Below are 17,725 nucleotides of genomic sequence, written 5' to 3'. Positions count from 1 at the left end.
TGGATCAGGCGGACTGGCGCATCACAAGGGTGCCGTCCGAGCGCATGGCATGGACGATAGCGCCTGTCGTCGTCTCTCCTTCGCCGAGAAGGGCGAGCAATGTGTCGACGCTGTTGGCCGTCATTGCCGCGAAATCCTGCGCCATTGTCGTCAGCGGCGGCGATGCATATCGGCTGAGGGGATGGTCGTCATGGGCGGCGATCCTGAGATGAGCGCCCTTTCGGCGTCCGACCTTCTGGTTGTTGGCAAAGGCTGCCGCCATCACACCGAAGGCCAGGCGATCGTTAGCACAGAGGATCGTCTTGCTCGGCAGGGACTTCCTGCGCAGCATATCGTCCATCTGTTCATAGCCGATCCGCTCGAAATCCCAGGTATAGTCCGCGCTCGTCTTGATCACCCGCGGCTCGAACCCGGCCGCCTCGACGGTGGCGACATAACTTGCCAGCCTTTCCGGCGAATTGTGATTGATATGCGGAATGTCGAGATAGGCCGGCGCGTCGCCGGACCGGCAGAGATAGTCGACGATCGTCGCGACGCTCTGGCTGTTGTTGTTGCCGACAAATGGCGTGCTGCCTTCGATGAAGGTGTCGAAATAGACCATCGCCAGGTTCTGGCCGAGTTTCTCGAAGACGCGCGGATCGGACTTGAAGCCGAGGGGTGCCACCAACGCCCCGGCCACCTTCAGCGACAGCATCGTTTTGACGGCCTCGGCCTCCAGTTCCGGCAAACCATGCGATGAAATCACGATCGGCCAGTAGCCGCTGGTGCGCAGGCGGAGTTCCAGCCGGTTGACCATTTCAGCATAGAAGGGGTCGCCGAGAGCAGGCACGAGAATGCCGATGTTGCGGGTGCGCTTGCGGTTGAGATTGCGCGCATAGAGATTGGGCTGGTAGTCCGAAGACCGCAACGCCGCCTCGATCAGAGCACGGGTGGCTGGCTTTACGCTGGTCGGATCGTCGAAGAACTTGGACAGGGTCGGACGCGATATCCCGCTGGATTTCGCAAAATCCTCCATCGTCCGGTGCGTCAGCTTTTTCATCGATATGCGACGTTCCTGTCTGCCAGAATGTGCAGAGGTGGAATTATGCGTTGTTAATCAACGAAGTGCAACCGCTGACCGGAAATTCGCACAACCGTCCCGGCCCGCCAAAAAGATCGCCGGTGACAACTTTTAAAATGACGTACGACTATAGAGCTTCCGGCTGAAGATCGTGCTCGCAACGTCGAACGAATCCGACTGAGCACGGCGCAAGTAAAACGGGAATAAGGCCGCAGGTTTCCAGTATGCTTAACGGCAATTTTATAAACTCGTGGCACCTTGAGCGACAATGAGACGGGGACGGTCGGGAAAATGAAAAATATGATGGACAAAATGATGTCGCGGGTGCGGATCCAGACAAAAGTTCTGGTGCTCGTGACACCGTTCATTCTGTGTATCGGCGCGGTCGGCCTGACGGGCTATTATGCCTCTCGGTTGCTCGAAGGCAGGATGGAGGTCTCGAACAGCGTCCTGCAGTCGCTCAGCGGCTTCAAGCATGTGTTCGCCAGCATGAGCACCTTCCTGATGCAGCCTTCGCAGGAAACGCACGACGGTGCTGCGGCCCAGGCCCGCGACCAGCTCGGCCTCCTGAAGCAGACCACCGAAGGTTTGCGCGCCGGAACGGATGTCTCCCTGCTGGACCAGTCTCTTTCGGAATCCGCAGCAATTCCCGACAAGATCGAGGCAATCTGGCAGCTCCAGCTCAACCAGCAGAAGATCTGGGATGACATCGTTGCGAACTCGGCAGCGCTGCTCGATCTGCAGGGACAGATCGGCAAGCGCTCCTTCATGCTGATGGCGGCGGCGAAGAAAAAGGACAACACCAACAAGGCCGGCTTGAAGACTTCGGTGGCATTGGGAACGGCAGCCTCGATGATTGCCGACCTCGAAAAGGCCTATGCCGAGGCAGCGCTTCCCGATGCCAAGATTGCGGCGCTGAAGAAGCTCGTGCCGGACCTGGTCACCGCGGTCTCGCTGCTTGCCGACGCGCTGCCGGATGACCAGAAGAGTGTTGCAAGCGACATCCAGGCATCTGTCGCTGTTCTCGATCAACAGAGCAAGGCGACAAGCCCGGACGCCGCAGTCGCGCTTGCCGACCAGGCACTCCTCGCCCTCCAGGCGCCGACCGCGAAACTGAAGGCGACCGGTGACGCATTGATGCGCCGTTCGGTGCTCGATCTCGCCACCTCCGACAAGGAAATCTCCATGGCAGAAGCCGTCGGCAACAAGCTGCGCGGCATCGTCAACATCAACAATGAAATCCGCGTCGTCTTCGCCGAGCTCGTTTCCAAGCCCGACGAAGAGAGCGTCAAGAAGGTCCAGCAGTCGCTCTATATGTACGCCAACGAGGTTGCAGCCCTTGCTGCGCTGATGAGCGACGACCCGGTCCTCTCGGTGCTTCCGGCCAAGGTCAAGCCGGTGCTCGACACGCTTGCCTCCAAGGCTGCCGACATCGCTGCCAACTCCCTGGAAAAGCAGGCGCAATTTTCCGCCGCCGCCAAGTTGATCGACAGCACCTGGAACCTGCTTACGCAGTTTGCGGAAAGCCAGAAGGCAAATGCCGGTGTCGAACGCCAGCAGGCGAACACGATCTCCATCGGCGCCATGACCATAGGCGTCCTCGTCGCGATGTTGGCTGGCGCAGCCCTCGTGATGACGCTGAAGGGACCGATCGCCCAGATCACCATAGCGATGCGCAAGCTCGCCGAAGGCAAGCTCGACACCGCCATTGCCGGCGAGGGTCGTCCTGACGAGATCGGCGACATGGCGCGCGCGCTGATGGTCTTCAAGGACAACGCCACATCCCGCTTGGTCATGGAAAAGGAGGCCCAGAGCGCGAGAGAGCTCTCCGAGGCCGAGCGCGTCAGAAATGACCGCGAGCGCCGTGAGGCACGCGTCCAGGTCGACGGAGCGATCGAGGCTCTCGGACTGGCGTTGAAAAGGCTCTCCAAGGGCGAACTCGATTTTGCGATCGACGTGCCGTTTGCACCCCATCTCGATGGGCTGCGCGACGATTTCAACCAGTCCATCGAAGGCCTCAGGGCGACGCTGGTCGACATCCGCGGCACAGCCGAGATGATCTATGACAATGGCCGGCAAATGGGGGAAGCCGTCAACGATCTGGCAATGCGCACCGAAAAGCAGGCCGCATCGCTGGAGGAGGCCGCTGCCGCCGTCGAACAGATCGCCGCCACTGTGGATACCTCTTCGGATCGCTCCGGCCTTGCGCTAAAACTGGTGCAGAACACCAAGCAGCGCGCGGAAAACTCGGCCAGGGTCGTGCAGAACGCCGTCTCGGCTATGGCAAGGATCAAGGAATCCTCCGACAGGATCTCGAACATCGTCACCGTCATCGACGGCATCGCGTTCCAGACGAACCTGCTGGCGCTCAATGCCGGCGTCGAGGCTGCAAGGGCAGGCGAGGCCGGCAAGGGATTTGCCGTCGTCGCCCAGGAAGTCCGTGAACTCGCGCAACGCTCGGCAAAGGCCGCCAAGGAGATCGCCCAGCTTATCAATACCTCGGTCAACGAAGTCGCCATCGGATCGCAATATGTCGAGGAAACCGGCGGCGCCCTTATCGGAATCTCGGGAGAAATCGTCGATATCTTCGGTCACGTCGAGCGGATCGCCTCTTCCGCCCAGGAGCAGGCGCAGTCCCTGCGGTCAGTCACCTCGTCGGTCAACGAAATCGACCGCATGACCCAGCAGAATGCCGCCATGGTCGAGGAAACCAGCGCCGCGACACGCCAGCTCTCGGACGAAACCCACGCCTTGACCGAACTCATCGGCCGCTTCAGCCTGGAAAAGAACCCCAGCTTCACCAAACCCGCCAGCCGCGCCGCCTGACCAGGCGTTGCGCCTGGATGGGTGAGATGAACCTCGGCTGACGTTTTGCAGCCGAGGGGACACGCGAAGCATTTTGAATTTACGCTATTGTTATTTTCTCTTTTCCCGGACGGCGTCGCCTGAAAGTGCCGTGCAACCCCTATCTGCCCTAATCCATCCCGTCCGCCATCGCATTGTATCGATAGGGGCGATATCCTGGCGTCGGTGTGAACTGACGGTGGTGCGCCTCGAGATGCGGCATGAGGGCGTTTATCGCCTCCCAGGCTTGGCTCTCGCTTGGCGTTTCCGGACGCTGCAGCCGCTCGCCGATCTCGGCGAGAACCGCGTCGCGATCGATGGTTGTGACCTTTCCCTCGTCGACCACCAGACGACCGCCGACGAAGACCTGGCTGATCGCGTGGCGTCCACCCCGGTGCAGGACGCTTTCGACGACCGGAGTGCGCGCGCTCACATGCGGCCGGCCGATCTTTCGCCTGTCCATCAGGACGATATCGGCCTGTAGCCCGGGTTCGAGCCTGCCGGTAAAGCCACCGAAACCGACAGTTTTCGCGCCATGTTCGGTGGCCATCTGCAGCACCGCGCCGGCATCCGGCCGTTCGTTCCAAAACCCGGTTTCGCGATGCAGCGCCCAGACCAGCTTCATTTCGAGCGTCATGTCGCGGTCGTCGGCAATGTTGGACTGGTCGATGCCAAGCGCCACCGGAATGCCGCGACGGCGCATTTCGTTGACTGGGGCGATGCCACTCCCGAGCCTGAGGCCCGAGGAGGCGTTATGGCACAGGCTGCAGCCGCATTCTGCTACGATGTCCATATCCTCGCGGCTCATCCAGTTGCCGTGCCCGAGCGTCACATTTGGCCCGAGGCATTCGAGCGCTTTCAGATGCTGGACGGCGCTGTGGCCGAATTTGTCGTGCGCGAAATGCGACTGCCGTTCGGTTTCGAGAAGATGCATGTGAACCTGGGCGTCGGCTTGCCGCGCCGTCTCGAAGATCGCCTGCAGGCATGCGTCCGAGCACCAGTGCAGGTTGGCCGGGGCAAGATTGATGCGCACATGATCCGGGCGGTCCGCAAGCCAGGCTTGCCGCAGCTCGCGGTAGAAGCCGAGAAGCTCCGGGACCGGTATGTTCGATGCCGCAAGTCTCGGCGCGATCCAGCTGCGAACGGTATCCGGAAGGGCGGCCAGCACCTTGGCGTCGTCATCGTAAGTCAGAATATTGCGGTCACGGATCATGAAGGAAAAGCCGGCCCGCATGCCGATCTCGCCATAGGCGTTGAGCGTCGCATTCGCAGCAGCCATCCAGGCGTCCGGCGCGCCGGCCATTCCGCTGTTGATATGCTGCACCGTCGTGGTGCCACTCTCCAGCATCTCGATGGCGGAATAGAGCGTATCCAGCCGCGTATCGACCTGGCGCATCGCCCGAAACTGCGGCAGCCATAATTCCAGCGGCGCGAAGGGCACGCCCTGCATCAGCGGCGTGACGCCGAAATGATGATGGCTATTGACGAGCCCCGGCATGGCAATCATCTCGGCAGATCCGAAACGGGGCAGATGGTCGTTGCCGTATGTGACGGCTTCCATCGCCCCGATCTGCGCGATCATCCCGCGATCCACCCGGATGCCGACGTCATGGCGCATCGACATGCTGCCATCCGGCATAAGCCCCGACAACACTGTCCCGGCCTCAATGATGCAATCGCCTGTGATGGATGCGTCCGGGCTCATTTGGTATAGTCTCCGATAAGCCCGAGTCGACGGGCGACAACAACGCGATAGAGCGGATCCCCGTAGACCTTCATTTCTTCGCTGGCCGAAAAAGCAAGACTGATATCGTGTTCGTCGTAACTGCGCGCGGCGATCGCATGCAGTTCGGGCCAATCCGGCACTTCGATATGACGCCAGCGATCAAGCTGGCTCGCCTCCGGAATTTCCGGAAAACCAAGCTCACCCATGAGCGCGGCGATCCCTTGCCAGAACACCCGCAACATCCGGTGGAACGCGGCCTCGTCGCAATGAGGCTCGAGGAGACGGATCCAGTGCAACCCGGTGATGATGTGAAGTGCCGCAAAATGCTGGGTTGCCGCAAAGACGGAAAGCGCCGTGGCCGCCATTTTTTGCAGTGTGCCAGGCCCGATATCAAGCCAGTCCACCACGGGTGCAAACTCGGGAACGCTGCTGGCATCGCGCATATTTTGCCACAGCAGGTCGTGAAGCTGCATCCCGTGTAATGGCGTGAGACTTGCTGTCAGAACGAGAACTTCGGCTGGATCGGTCGTGATTGGGTGCGCTCCCCTGGCCGCCGGAAGTGGCAGATAGGTTGCCGCCCAGTAGGCAAGCGCAATTGCGATATCGGTGTTGTCGTCCCGAAGCACGCCGTAAGCCGTTCGCATCAATGCGTGAAAGGCGCTGGCTGCGATGCCGTCGGCAAGATCCGGTAGATAGAGCTGCAAAGCCTCATGAATGCCCAGGCGCGCCAGTTCGCCGGTAAAGAAAATTCGCAGATCCGGTTCCCGTTCGCGTATCCCGATCGCAGTCTTCCAGCTGTCGCGGTTGAGTGGCTTCAGAGGCAACGCGAATGGCAGCAGTTGCTTTGTATCTCTGTAGTGGTTGAAGAAGCGCCGAAGCTGAGACGGCGTGCCGCCTATCCGGTCCAGTGCGACGAGTACCATGGGAGCATGATTGGCGAAGGTGCGTGAGAACTCCGAGCCCCATGCCGGCATGTCGCCCATGACAGCCTCCAGTCCTTCGGATAGGTTTTCTGTTGCAGTCATTGATCAAACTTCTCTTTTACGATGCTGTACCGCCGGCAGTGGCCTGCGACAGCATCGGTAAGCGCAAGACGGAGGGGTAGCCGTCGCCGGAGCGGAGCATGAGGGTCGTGACAAGCCGATCCGTGACGCTCGCGTCCTGGGGGCGTGCGCCGGTGCCCGGATTGACGGGGAAGGCGGGGAAAGAGGCTGACTGGATCGACAGGCGCAGGCAATATCCCGCCGGGATCGTCAGATACGTCGGCCGTAACCTCAGCAGAACGGCCAGTCCATCTTTATTCGCCGTTATTGTCTTATGTGTCGACGTCAAGCAAATTACGGCTCCATCCGGGGCCACTGTGCTCAACGTGCAATCGAGGTCGAAACTCGGCCTGTCGGCAGTGACGAAAAGATCGACTTCCGCCACTCCACTCAGCAGAACCGGGAGGGCGAAAGGTTTCGAGGTATAGACGAGCACATCGGCCCTATCGTCGACGTCCGACCTGTCGGCAAAATCGGCAGGCGTTCCGAGATGAAGGCCCACGCTCGGTGCTGGCCGCCATGGATCGTGCACGAGGTGGTCAATTCTCGAAGGCCCTGGCGTTTCAACAAGCGATCCATCCGTGCTCGTTGCCGCTGCACGACCGTCAGATGCGAGATGAAGCACAAGTGTCTGCGCGTCCGGAAGCCGCTCGAAGCCGGCCCAGGCCTTGTCGAAGACGTCATAAAGCTTGATCTTCGGTTCGATATTCTCGCGGCCTTTGAGCACTTCGTCGAAGAAGCCGACGATCTGGCGGTCTATGCCGTCTGCAGCCTCCGCCCCGGCATCGAGGGCGCCGACCCGTCGGCCCCAGGGAATGTGCGACCAGGGTCCAACACACAGTCGCTGCAGACTGCCGCCAACGGAAAACTCCTCGAAGGCTGCGAATGTGCCTTCGAGCATAATGTCGTTCCATCCACCGACATGCAGCACAGGCACATCCAGCGTCATACCTTCAAGAAGCGATTTTGGCGACCTTGAACCCCAATAGGAGGGATCGTCGGTCAGCCAGTCCTGGTAATGCGTGTAGCGTGCTGCCTGCTGCAAAGCCTCAGGCTTTCCCGAGAGAACACCGGAATGCAGGGACGGCTTTGCGGCATGTAACATGTGAGCGGTGGCAAGATCGCCGGCCCGCCTGGCGTTTTCGACGGCCATCTGGCACGCCCACATCTGGTTGGACTGAAGCCGAAACCCATCGCCTTCGAATGCCCAGTGATTGCGGACATCGAAAGCCGCCATGGCGATGGCCATGGCATCGGGCAATTTTCCGCCGGTCTTCTTGGCGCCGGCAAGGGCTAGGAACTGGTTCATGCCGTGGTAGCTGAAGCCGTAGCTCGCCACCATGCCGTTGCAACCGTCGAGATCGGCCGCCAGCGACAGCGTCTGCGCGCCGTCGGCAACATCGTCTTCGAGTACCCTGAATACACCCTCGGAATCACCCCGGCCACGAACATCCTGCACCAGCACGATGTAGCCTTGCGCCGCATACCATGCGGGATGGGCAAGGACGACAGTCGAGGCAACTTTACGCCCATAGGGAAGGCGCATGACCAGAACAGGATAGCGTTCGGGGCCCACAGGACGATAAACGTCGGCCGCCAGGTAAAGACCGTCCGCCATAGGCATCCGAAGATTTTCGATGTCGCGAAGTGCCAGCATGGTTATCTCCCGGCCGAAAAGCGGGTTTCGGAGGTAAGCCTCTCCATGTCAAAATCGCCCGTTGCCGCAATCAGGCGCACCAACCCCGCGGCCGCCCGGTCAAGCACGAGAGCGCCCTTGGTGGCGTCGGCATTGGCGGCATTCCCGCTGACACCTGCCGGGTGAAGGTCCTGCGCCTGCCAGCCAAAGCCGACCGCGCCTTCAGCAGTCAACGGGCTGCCGGACTTTTCGATTTCCACGGTCAAGGGTACGAAATCCTCTGCCTTGTCCATGGCCACCAGCTCTGGCGCGATGGCTAGCATCATACTGGTCTCGATATCGCCGCCGTGAATGCCGTGCGTGATTTCCGCGGCCGAAAACAGGTCATCGACCTCTGCGATCCTGAACCAGGAGCAAGCGACCGCAAGCATATCGAGCTCTACACGGATATCCCGGCAGGTCATTTCCATGAGGGAAATCTGGCCGCCATGCGAATTGAACAGGATGATTTTGCGCGCACCGGCGCGTTTTACGCTTCTGGCCACATCGAGCCAGACGAGGCGAAGTGTCTGGGCCGATACGGTAAGCGTACCGGGATATGCCAAATGCTCGTCGGACTTGCCGATGCCGATCGACGGCAGGATCAGGACGTCTGCGTTCGTGTCGAGCAACCGCACCATGCGGTCCAGGATGGCAGCGTTTATGGCCGCATCCACCTGCACGGGAAGATGCGGCCCATGTTGCTCGACAGCTGCGATCGGCAGGATAACGACAGTCTCGCTCAAATCGCGGGCTGCAAAGTCGGCGGTCGAATGATCCGCCCAATAAAAGGATTGGGTCACGTGCCACTCCGCAAATCGGATCTGCCGGTTTCAAGCAAACTAGCCGCTTGCCGATTGGCCTCGGCTACCACCGTTTCGAAGTCATCCGGTACAGGGAGGTCCGCCGAGACGTAGGAGACCAGCTCCGGCAATATCTCCTTTTCGCGATCGAGAAGCAGCCGGCGCAGAACGCCGCGCACCAGCCTTGGCACCGCATGCTTGTGCCCACTGATGGAGGTGGAGTGAGGGCCGTGACTGACAAAGCTGCTGCTGTTGAACGCGAACACCCGGCTGACCCATGTCTCATCTGGATCCCTCGGGATGAATCCGTAGAAGCCGTCGAGGTAGGGGAAACGCGCAAGTCGGGCATCGGCGCTGCCGTCTTGCGGGGTATAGCGGTCGCCCCAGAGAGCAACCCGGTCGTGAAGGGTTTTAAGTTCAGGTCTTGCGGCGAGATCGACATCCATGCCCGTGGCAAGAAGCAGGTGATCGAACTCCAGGATACCGTCGGGGGTCGTTACATGGATTGCATCGGCCTGCTGAGAGACGTCCAGCCAGGGCGTGGCGGGACGCAGCCGGAAATTGTCGAGGCTCATCGCCGTCTCGAAACTACGCACCGGCGGTGGCTGATCGGCACTGCGGAAGAACCTGGCTATATTCCAGCGCGTGGTTTCGGAGAGATCGGGGTAATGCGTCATCATTCCGGGCGTCTCGACAGCGCGGTGAGGATTGGTGCGGGGCAGTCGCGCACGCCGGAAGCAGAGATCGACGGAGGCAGCACCTGCTTCCAGTGCCTTGATGGCATTATCGAATGCAGAGGCCCCATGGCCAAGCACGCCGACGCGCCGGCCCTTCAATGCTCCGAAATCGACCGGACCGTTGGTGTGATCGAACCTGTCTGGCGCAAGCGAGCCAGAGACGATTGCCGGCACCCTCCATGCGCCGGCGCCATCGTATCCGGTGGCCAGCACGACAGTTCTCGCCAGGCATTTTTCAACCCTGCCGCTAATGCTGGTGGTTACCGCGATGAGGTCGCCGTCCGGCGCAACATCCAGAACCGTGCAATGGTTGGTGATGGCGATCTCGAATACGTCGGCATACCAGTCGAGATAGGCCTTCCAGTCCGTGCGCGGAATGCGCGGCAGTTCCGCCCAAGCTTGCTGCCCGTAGCGTGTTTCGAACCAGCGGCGTACGGACAGGTTGACGACGTTGAACTCGTTGCCGACCTGAGTTTTCGGCGTGCGCAACTCTTCCATGCGCGCAAACGTCAGCCACGGACCCTCTGCGCCCGGTGCACTGCTATCCAGCACGCGGATACGCCTGAGCCCGTCCCATTTCAGGGCGGCCGCTATCGTGACGCCGGACTGGCCACCGCCGACAACGATGACATCGGCAATCTCTGCGGCGTCGGGCCTTGGTAGATCGCTGAGCCACGGCGCGCTCGGATAGCCAAGTGCTGCAAGATCGGCAAGCGCTGCCTGCTTCAAGTCGTCAAGGGCCGTCCCTGGGATATCGACGGGGGAAATCATCATAGCTGGTCTCGCAAATGCGCCATACGGCCACGCAAGCGGCGGCGGCGATTGAGTTCGGTCAGCGCCACGATCAGAGCCGTCAGCACGAGTACCGCAACTTGCATGGCATTGAGGTCGGGTTTGAGTTCGCGCCGGAACTCCGATGCGACGATCAGCGACAGGGGCTGCGTTCGTCCGGCAAGGAACATGGAGATGGTAAGATCGGCCAGGGAGAGGATGACGCCGATGGAATAGGCCGCACTCAGCGCGACGCTCAGCTGCGGCAGCAGGACACGCCGGAAACTTTGCCACGGCGTTGCGCCGAGATCTCGCGCTGCTTCCTCAAGACGCGGGTCGAGACGAACCATCACAGCGGCAAGTATGGTGGTGGTGAAGGGAACGACGACCAGAGTCTCAGCCAGGATCAGCGCAGTCGCACCGCGACCCAGCCCCACCCAGCTCATGAGCATGGCCTGCGCGATCGAAAGGACCGTCTTCGGCACCAGAAAGGGCACGATAACCAGGATAGCAAATGCTGCCCGAAACTTCATGCGTGGCGATGTCAGGGCCAGTGCGGCCATGAGGCCAAGGAGAGCACCCAGCAAGCCCACAGGCTGAGCGATCAAGAAGCTGGTGGCAAAGCCGCCCCGAAAGGCGTCATTCCCCAAAAGACTGCCGTACCAGGAGAGGGTGAAGCCGCTCAAGGGGAAAGCCATGGTGCTTGCGGCGTTGAAAGAGAATATTCCGAGAACGACGATCGGAAGATAGAAGAAGCATCCGGCGAGCGCGAGCGTGAGAATGACCATACGGTTCATCTTGCACCCCATCGAAACACTGCCTTGGCGCCACTAACCCGCAGAAGGATTGTTAAAAAGCCGCTGGCAAGCACGAAAAGAACGATGAGAAGGCTGAGGGATAGCGCCGATGCCAGCGGCCAGTCGAAGGCGGTTCCGAACAAATTGTCGATCATGGCCATCGGAGTAGCACCAGACGTTCCCCCGAGAAGACTTGGCGTCATCATGTCACCTGCGGCAAGTGCAAAGACGGTAAACACGCCGACAGCCAGTCCGGGCGTCGTCAGGGGAAGGATAACCTTGAAAAACGCGTCCAGAGGGCGGGCACCCAGATCCCTTGCCGCTTCTATCAGGCGATGGTCGATCAGTTCAGCCGAAATCCAGATTGCCAGCACCATGAAGGGCAGGTTGTTGTAGAGCAGCACAAGATGCGTGGTGAACGGTGTAAACAACAGGAACTTCAACGGTTCACGGATAATGCCGACCCATTGCAGAGCGGCGTTGATCAGGCCTTCCGAGCCGAGAACAACCCGCCAGGCATAAATGCGGACAATTTCGCCGGTATAAAGCGGCGTCAGAAGAACGATGCTACCGATCCCTTTCCAGAGAACCGGGAGGCGCGTCATCGAAATAGCGATCGGGTAGCCGACAGTGGCGGCCAGCACGGCGGTGCCTGCGCCTGAGACAACAGCCTTGCCGATCAGAAACGCAAAGACCGGATTGCTAAACATCTGCGCCCAGCTTTTCCCGGAAAAGGCCGGAACGAGCGTGAAAGCATCGAGATCCACCTCGAAGACGCTGAACACCGCCAGCAAGGCGAGCGGCAAAATGCATCCAACGATCAAGAGGCAGGCGACCGGCACGGCAAGCTGCGCCCGATGAAATACCGGATCCATCAGTCGATCCTCGTGATGAAGGCGCGCTGCCGATCGATGACCAGGGCGACATCGGCTCCCGGCATCATCGGGTGATCGGCCATGTATCGCACCGCAACGCCGTTCACGATGGCTTCGACGAGGTATCGGTCACCCTTGAAGACCACGTGCTGGATGGTCGCGCTCAACCCGTCTGCGCCGACAAGGACGTGCTCCGGCCTGATCGCCAGAATTGCCGTGTCGCCCTGCGACAGGCCATCGATTGCCGGACATTCGAAAACACCGATCGCCGTGCTGATCGCGGCCGATCCGGGAACTGAACCGTTCCCGACGATCTCGCCGGGAACAAGTGTCGCTGCGCCGATGAAGTCAGCAACGAATGCGTTTGCTGGGCGGGTGTAGATCGTCAACGGTGGTGCCTTCTGAACGATGCGGCCCTTGTTCATCACGACGACGATATCGGAGAGCGCAAACGCCTCCTCCTGATCGTGGGTGACATAGACAAAGGCGATGCCGAGGCGCCGCTGCAGGTCTTTCAGCTCGATCTGGAGATGTCCGCGCATCTTCTTGTCCAGCGCCGACAGGGGTTCGTCGAGGAGAAGCAGGTGAGGTTCGGCAATGATGGCCCGCGCCACGGCGACCCGCTGCTGCTGGCCACCCGAAAGCTGGTGCGGATATCGGTCCGCAAATTCTGCCATGTGGACGGCGTCAAGAGCGCGTTTCACGCGGGCTGCCACATCGATATTGCTTCGACGCAGCGTCAGCGAGAAGGCCACGTTTCCGAATACCGTCAGATGCGGAAACAAGGCGTAACTCTGGAAGACCGTGTTGACCGGGCGCCGCTCCGGCGGCACGCCGGAAAGCGACCTGCCATCCAGCACGATGGAACCTGCATCCGGCTTCTCGAAACCTGCAATCATCCGCAGGATTGTCGTTTTGCCGCAACCGGAAGGGCCGAGGAAGGTGGTGAACGCCCTTTCCGGGATGTCGAGATCGATGCCATCGACCACCCGCTGCCTGCCGTAAGTCTTGGTCAGGCCGCGGGCCGAGAGCAACAACCCCGCTCCCAGCAGATCAGGCGCCCTGTCAGGCGTATTCACCATGATCAGCTTGCCTTGACTTCATTCCAGACCTTCAGCCACTCTGAGTAATTCTCAGGGGCAACCGGCCACATGAAGGACTTCATCACGTCCATGTCGTCTACGAAGATCGCTTCCTGCTGTTCCTTGGACAAGGTGTCACGGATGACGGAGGAGGTCGTGGCGTAATTGCCGATCTTGGCGATCTGCGTTGCGAATTCCGGACCGAGCAAATAATCGATGAACTTGTAGCCGATCTCCGTCTTTTCGGGAGACAGGGTCGCCGGCATGGCAAAGCAGTCGCACCATCCCATGATGCCAGCCTTGGGCTTTGCCATGCCCAACGGCAACTTGTCCTTCAGGGTATCGTAGGGAACACGCCATGAAAATGCGCAGGAAACCTCGCCCGTGGCGAACAGGTTGGTGAGATCTCCGATCGTCTGCCAGTAAGTCCGTAGTAGCGGCTTTTGGGCAATCAGCAGCTTCTTGGCTTCCGCAAGCTCCTTGGTCTCCATGAAAAACACCTTGTCGCGCGGGATGCCGGCAACCAGGCCCGCGATACCGATCGATTCCAGCGCATAGTCGCGCATGGCGAGCTGGCCCTTGTACTTTTCGTTGAAAAGCGTCGTGTAGTCTGGCTCGCTTTCGAATTTGTCCTTGCGGTAGACGATCGGGTTTAGACCCCAGAGGTAGGGAACTGCAAACTGCTTGCCGGAGGCATCGAGGACCTTGGGTGTGGTCTTGAAGACATCGTACATCTTGGCGGAGTTGGGGATCTTGGCCATGTCGATTTGTTCGAGCAGCCCCGCTTTGATATAGCGCCAGCTTCCGTTCAGCGATGGGTTGATCATATCCCAATCCGAGGCAGTGCCGGTTTTCAGCGCCGCAAACTGCGCGTCTTCGCTGGAGAGATAGGACAACTTTACCTTGACACCGGTCTGCGCTTCGAAGGCTGCGATGTATTCAGGATGGCCGTTGGAATCCCAGGTTGCCCAGACCATCTCCGACACGGCAGCCCGCGCGCTGCTCAACGAGCCGAAAGTTCCTGCCGCCGCGCCAGCGGCGATACCTGCAAGTATTTCACGTCGGGTAATTCCTGAACCTGCCATCGTGCTCTCATCTCGTTGCGAGGAAACTGAGAGGAGTGTGGTCTGTTTGGTCAGGAAAGCCTATAACCGATACACAATAGACTATATTGCGCTTTGCCAGTTTTGTGCGGCCGGACATTCTGAACGGAAGCGGTCCTTTCAATTGTAGAGCGATGCGTGAGGAAGAAGGGCTTTGGGTGACAAGGGGCCCGTCGGATCGCAGGCGCGAATGTCGGCTGCAACCGACTTGATCATCTGTCTCAGCCAGAGGTGATCGGGCGACTGATGCTTGCACTCGTGCCACAGCATATAGAACTGCATCTGCCCGAGGTCCCTTGGAGCCTCCCTGACGACCAACGGAAACGACTGGGCGATCTGCTCGGCAAAAATACGACCCGTGGTAAAGACAAGGTCGGATTGGGTCAGCACGTAAGGTGTGATCGCATATTCGGGAACCGAGACGGCTATATTGCGCTTCAGGCCGAGTTCTATCAGCCGGCCGTCGATCGGGCTGAGATGCGCACGTTTGTCCGATGTCGGCGACAGATGCTTCTCTTTCAGAAACTCGTCCATGGTGATCGGCTTGTGCTGGCTGGCAAGCCGGTGGCTTGGGCGGAAGACGCAGACGATGTCGGTCGTCAGCAACGGGGACATCCGCAGGTATTCTGGCGGGTGTGGCCAGTTGCCAATGACCGCGTCGATGGAGCCGTCTGCCAACTGGCTTATCAGATCCTCGTAGCTCGGCATATGAGATGCATCGACACCCACATTGGGCGCCTTTTGCGCAATTCTGCCGACGAGTTGAGGCAGAAACACTGCTCCAAGGCAATTATCGGCAATGATGCGGAAGTTCCGCGCTGCGGTTTTCGGGTCGAAGGTTGCATCTGGAGAAAGATGAGCGTCGATCTGGCCGAGAATGTCGCGCAACGTCTGCTTCAGCGCAAGGCCCCGTTCCGTCGGCACAAGTGTGCTGCCAGACCTCACCAGCAGCGGGTCGTCCAGCATTTCCCGCAGCCTTTTCAGAGTTAAACTTACCGTTGGCTGAGCCTGGCCCAGAATATCGGCCGTTCGAGAGACACTGCATTCCGTCAACAAGGTCAACAGCGTCCTCATCAGGCGCACATCCATCATACCGTTTGCCTGTCGCGTCATGACTAGCCTTCTTCCCATTTGGAATGTGACAGGCTGGTGAGAAGCATGTTTTATGCCAAGCCGTGTGCCGCAACCTGGCGAGACGTTCGCCGCATCGTCTTCGATATTGATGCTGCAGACCATTATCCGACGTAACGCCGATCCCACTGACCGGGTGAGACGATACGGTTCACTTCAGTTTTTAGAGTTAGAAATGCGGTCCGCTCATCCGATTGTCCCAGCCGTAGTATCATCAACAAGGGTGCTTCGGCATTCGCCCGCACGGAAACTCCCGATATTCGGCATCATTCTTGCATAACCCCAAGCCTTCGCGAAAATCGGAAAGGGCCCGCCATCATGCAGACTGAAACTATGCCACTGGAAGCTGGCGGAGATGTTGCTCTGTCCGTCCGGCAACTGACCGTCAGTCTTCCGAAGAACATGGAGCGCCCGCATGCGGTGAGTGACATTTCCTTCGATCTGAGATCGGGGGAAATTCTCTGCATCATCGGCGAGTCCGGGTCAGGAAAGTCGGTGACGGCCAATGCAATCATGGGGCTGTTGTCACCGGCCATCACCGTCACGCATGGCAGCATCTGGTTCAAGGGGCGGGACCTGATCCAGGCGGATGAAAAGACTTTGCGGGCGTTGCGCGGCCGCGCCGTCTCGATCATTTTTCAAGATCCGCTTTCGGCCCTCAATCCGCTGATGACGATCGGCGATCAGATCGCCGAGGTGATGGAAGCGCACAAGGTGGGGACGCCGGAAAGCCGTGCTGCCAAGGTTCTCGGTCTTCTCGACGAGGTTGGTCTTCCCGACCCAGGCCTGCTTCAGCATCAGTATCCGTTCCGTCTCTCCGGCGGACAGCGTCAGCGTGTGATGATCGCCATGGCGCTCGCGCTTGATCCCGATGTCTTGATCGCCGACGAGCCGACAACGGCGCTGGATGTCACGACCCAGGCGCAAATTCTCGAATTGATCCGCAAGATCCAGCGTCGGAAGAACATGAGCGTGATGTTCATCACCCATGATTTCGGCGTCGTCGCGGAGATTGCCGATCGGGTGATCGTCATGGAGAAAGGACATCTTGTGGAGCAGGGGCCTGCCGATATCGTCTTGAACGCGCCCGAGCATCCCTACACGAAACGCCTCATTGCCGCCGTTCCGCGCATGACCGCGCAGGATCGGCAGGGAGCAGCGGATACGCCCGTCGTGCTTGAGGTATCTCATCTCAGTAAGACCTACCACACGTCCGGCGGGTTCTTTACCAAGGGTCGAACTGTGCGCGCCGTCAACGATGTCAGTTTTTCGATCCGCAAGGCGCGAACCCTCGGCATCGTCGGCGAATCCGGTTCCGGAAAGTCGTCGCTCGGCCGGGTTCTGGTGAAGCTTATGAATTCGGATAGCGGCCAGATCCTGTTCGACGGTCGCGATATCGCACCGATGTCGAACGACGCATTCCGATCGATCCGACCCTATATCCAGATGATCTTCCAGGATCCGTTTGCCTCCCTCAATCCGCGTCATACCATCGGCAGGGTCCTGACCGTCGGGCCCGTGGCGCATGGGATGTCCATCTCGGAGGCGAAGGCCAAGGCGCTTCGAACGTTGAAGCTCGTCGGGTTGGACGAGGGTGCCTATGACAGGTTTCCGCATGAATTTTCCGGCGGCCAGCGGCAGCGGATCGGCATCGCCAGGGCGCTGATGTTCGACCCTGTGCTGTTGGTGGCCGATGAAGCGGTGTCGGCCCTCGACGCGTCGATCCAGGCGCAGATTCTCGAGTTGCTGACGCGAATCCAGAAAGAGACAAAGGTGGCAATGATTTTCATCACCCATGATCTGAGGGTCGCGAGCCTGATCTGCGACGAGGTCGCCGTCATGTACCGGGGGGAAATCGTCGAGTATGGGCCACCCTCGCAGATTTTCCGCGCGCCGGGCCACGATTATACCCGCAAGCTTGTCGCGGCGATCCCCGGTGCCGAGTGGGAGCCGGCCGCCTGAGGCGCCCATAAACTGATCCCGTATAGCGTGGCCGCCCTGAACCCGTGTCAGGGCGGCTTTTTGTCGTTTTGCCTCATATGAATATGCGTATCCGCCCAATAAACGGGCAATTCATA

13 protein-coding genes are annotated in these 17,725 nt (G+C 59.8%); 2 read left to right on the top strand and 11 right to left on the bottom strand.

Going from position 1 to position 17,725, the window contains the following annotated elements; genetic code table 11:
* Window positions 1-4: 4 nt before the first annotated feature.
* On the bottom strand, window positions 5-1,039 hold the full coding sequence (locus tag J5274_RS20065; protein ID WP_142832220.1) for a LacI family DNA-binding transcriptional regulator: 1,035 nt from the start codon (window positions 1,037-1,039) through the stop codon (window positions 5-7).
* Window positions 1,040-1,360: 321 nt separating this feature from the next.
* On the opposite strand from J5274_RS20065, the gene J5274_RS20060 reads away from it, so the two are divergent.
* Window positions 1,361-3,886, top strand: a complete 2,526-nt coding sequence (locus tag J5274_RS20060) for a HAMP domain-containing methyl-accepting chemotaxis protein (RefSeq protein WP_142832219.1) — start codon at window positions 1,361-1,363, stop codon at window positions 3,884-3,886.
* Window positions 3,887-4,034: 148 nt separating this feature from the next.
* Here the strand turns inward: J5274_RS20060 and J5274_RS20055 are convergent, their stop codons facing one another.
* The 10 genes from J5274_RS20055 to J5274_RS20010 all read right to left on the bottom strand — a co-directional run bounded on the left by J5274_RS20055 (window position 4,035) and on the right by J5274_RS20010 (window position 15,647).
* Window positions 4,035-5,609: an amidohydrolase family protein gene (locus J5274_RS20055; RefSeq protein ID WP_142832218.1), complete on the bottom strand. Its 1,575-nt coding sequence runs from the start codon at window positions 5,607-5,609 to the stop codon at window positions 4,035-4,037.
* Window positions 5,606-6,655, bottom strand: coding sequence for a questin oxidase family protein (locus J5274_RS20050; protein WP_142832217.1), 1,050 nt, complete (start codon window positions 6,653-6,655; stop codon window positions 5,606-5,608). The genes J5274_RS20055 and J5274_RS20050 overlap by 4 nt, the downstream gene beginning before the upstream one ends.
* Window positions 6,656-6,671: 16 nt before the next feature.
* The gene (locus tag J5274_RS20045) at window positions 6,672-8,330 is read right to left on the bottom strand and encodes a CocE/NonD family hydrolase (RefSeq protein WP_142832216.1); all 1,659 of its coding nucleotides are present in this window, start codon (window positions 8,328-8,330) and stop codon (window positions 6,672-6,674) included.
* 2 nt (window positions 8,331-8,332) lie between these two features.
* Entirely contained in the window at window positions 8,333-9,151 is an 819-nt protein-coding gene (locus J5274_RS20040) for a creatininase family protein (RefSeq protein ID WP_142832215.1), read from the bottom strand.
* Window positions 9,148-10,662 (bottom strand): NAD(P)-binding domain-containing protein, encoded by a 1,515-nt coding sequence (locus J5274_RS20035; RefSeq protein WP_209188174.1) that lies wholly within the window; start codon window positions 10,660-10,662, stop codon window positions 9,148-9,150. The genes J5274_RS20040 and J5274_RS20035 overlap by 4 nt, the downstream gene beginning before the upstream one ends.
* Window positions 10,659-11,456 carry an ABC transporter permease gene (locus J5274_RS20030; protein ID WP_219275549.1) on the bottom strand — a complete coding sequence of 266 codons (798 nt, stop codon included), beginning with the start codon at window positions 11,454-11,456 and terminating at the stop codon, window positions 10,659-10,661. Before J5274_RS20030 ends, J5274_RS20035 begins: the two co-directional genes overlap by 4 nt.
* Complete coding sequence (locus J5274_RS20025) at window positions 11,453-12,331, bottom strand: ABC transporter permease (protein WP_219275548.1); 879 nt, start codon at window positions 12,329-12,331, stop codon at window positions 11,453-11,455. The genes J5274_RS20030 and J5274_RS20025 overlap by 4 nt, the downstream gene beginning before the upstream one ends.
* Window positions 12,331-13,413 (bottom strand): ABC transporter ATP-binding protein, encoded by a 1,083-nt coding sequence (locus J5274_RS20020; protein WP_219275547.1) that lies wholly within the window; start codon window positions 13,411-13,413, stop codon window positions 12,331-12,333. Before J5274_RS20020 ends, J5274_RS20025 begins: the two co-directional genes overlap by 1 nt.
* A 2-nt stretch (window positions 13,414-13,415) precedes the next feature.
* Window positions 13,416-14,498 (bottom strand): PotD/PotF family extracellular solute-binding protein, encoded by a 1,083-nt coding sequence (locus J5274_RS20015; RefSeq protein ID WP_224129452.1) that lies wholly within the window; start codon window positions 14,496-14,498, stop codon window positions 13,416-13,418.
* A 138-nt stretch (window positions 14,499-14,636) separates the two neighbouring features.
* Window positions 14,637-15,647, bottom strand: a complete 1,011-nt coding sequence (locus tag J5274_RS20010) for a LysR family transcriptional regulator (RefSeq protein WP_142832292.1) — start codon at window positions 15,645-15,647, stop codon at window positions 14,637-14,639.
* Between the two features lie 318 nt (window positions 15,648-15,965).
* Between J5274_RS20010 and J5274_RS20005 the strand changes: the two genes are divergently transcribed.
* Window positions 15,966-17,609, top strand: a complete 1,644-nt coding sequence (locus J5274_RS20005; RefSeq protein WP_257625728.1) for an ABC transporter ATP-binding protein — start codon at window positions 15,966-15,968, stop codon at window positions 17,607-17,609.
* Window positions 17,610-17,725: the final 116 nt, after the last annotated feature.

Source organism: Rhizobium sp. L51/94 (assembly GCF_019355555.1).
In the GTDB taxonomy this organism is placed as follows: domain Bacteria; phylum Pseudomonadota; class Alphaproteobacteria; order Rhizobiales; family Rhizobiaceae; genus Rhizobium; species Rhizobium rhododendri.
The sequence above is the reverse complement of the archived record's forward strand: the minus strand, read 5'-3'. Positions and strand labels throughout refer to the sequence as shown.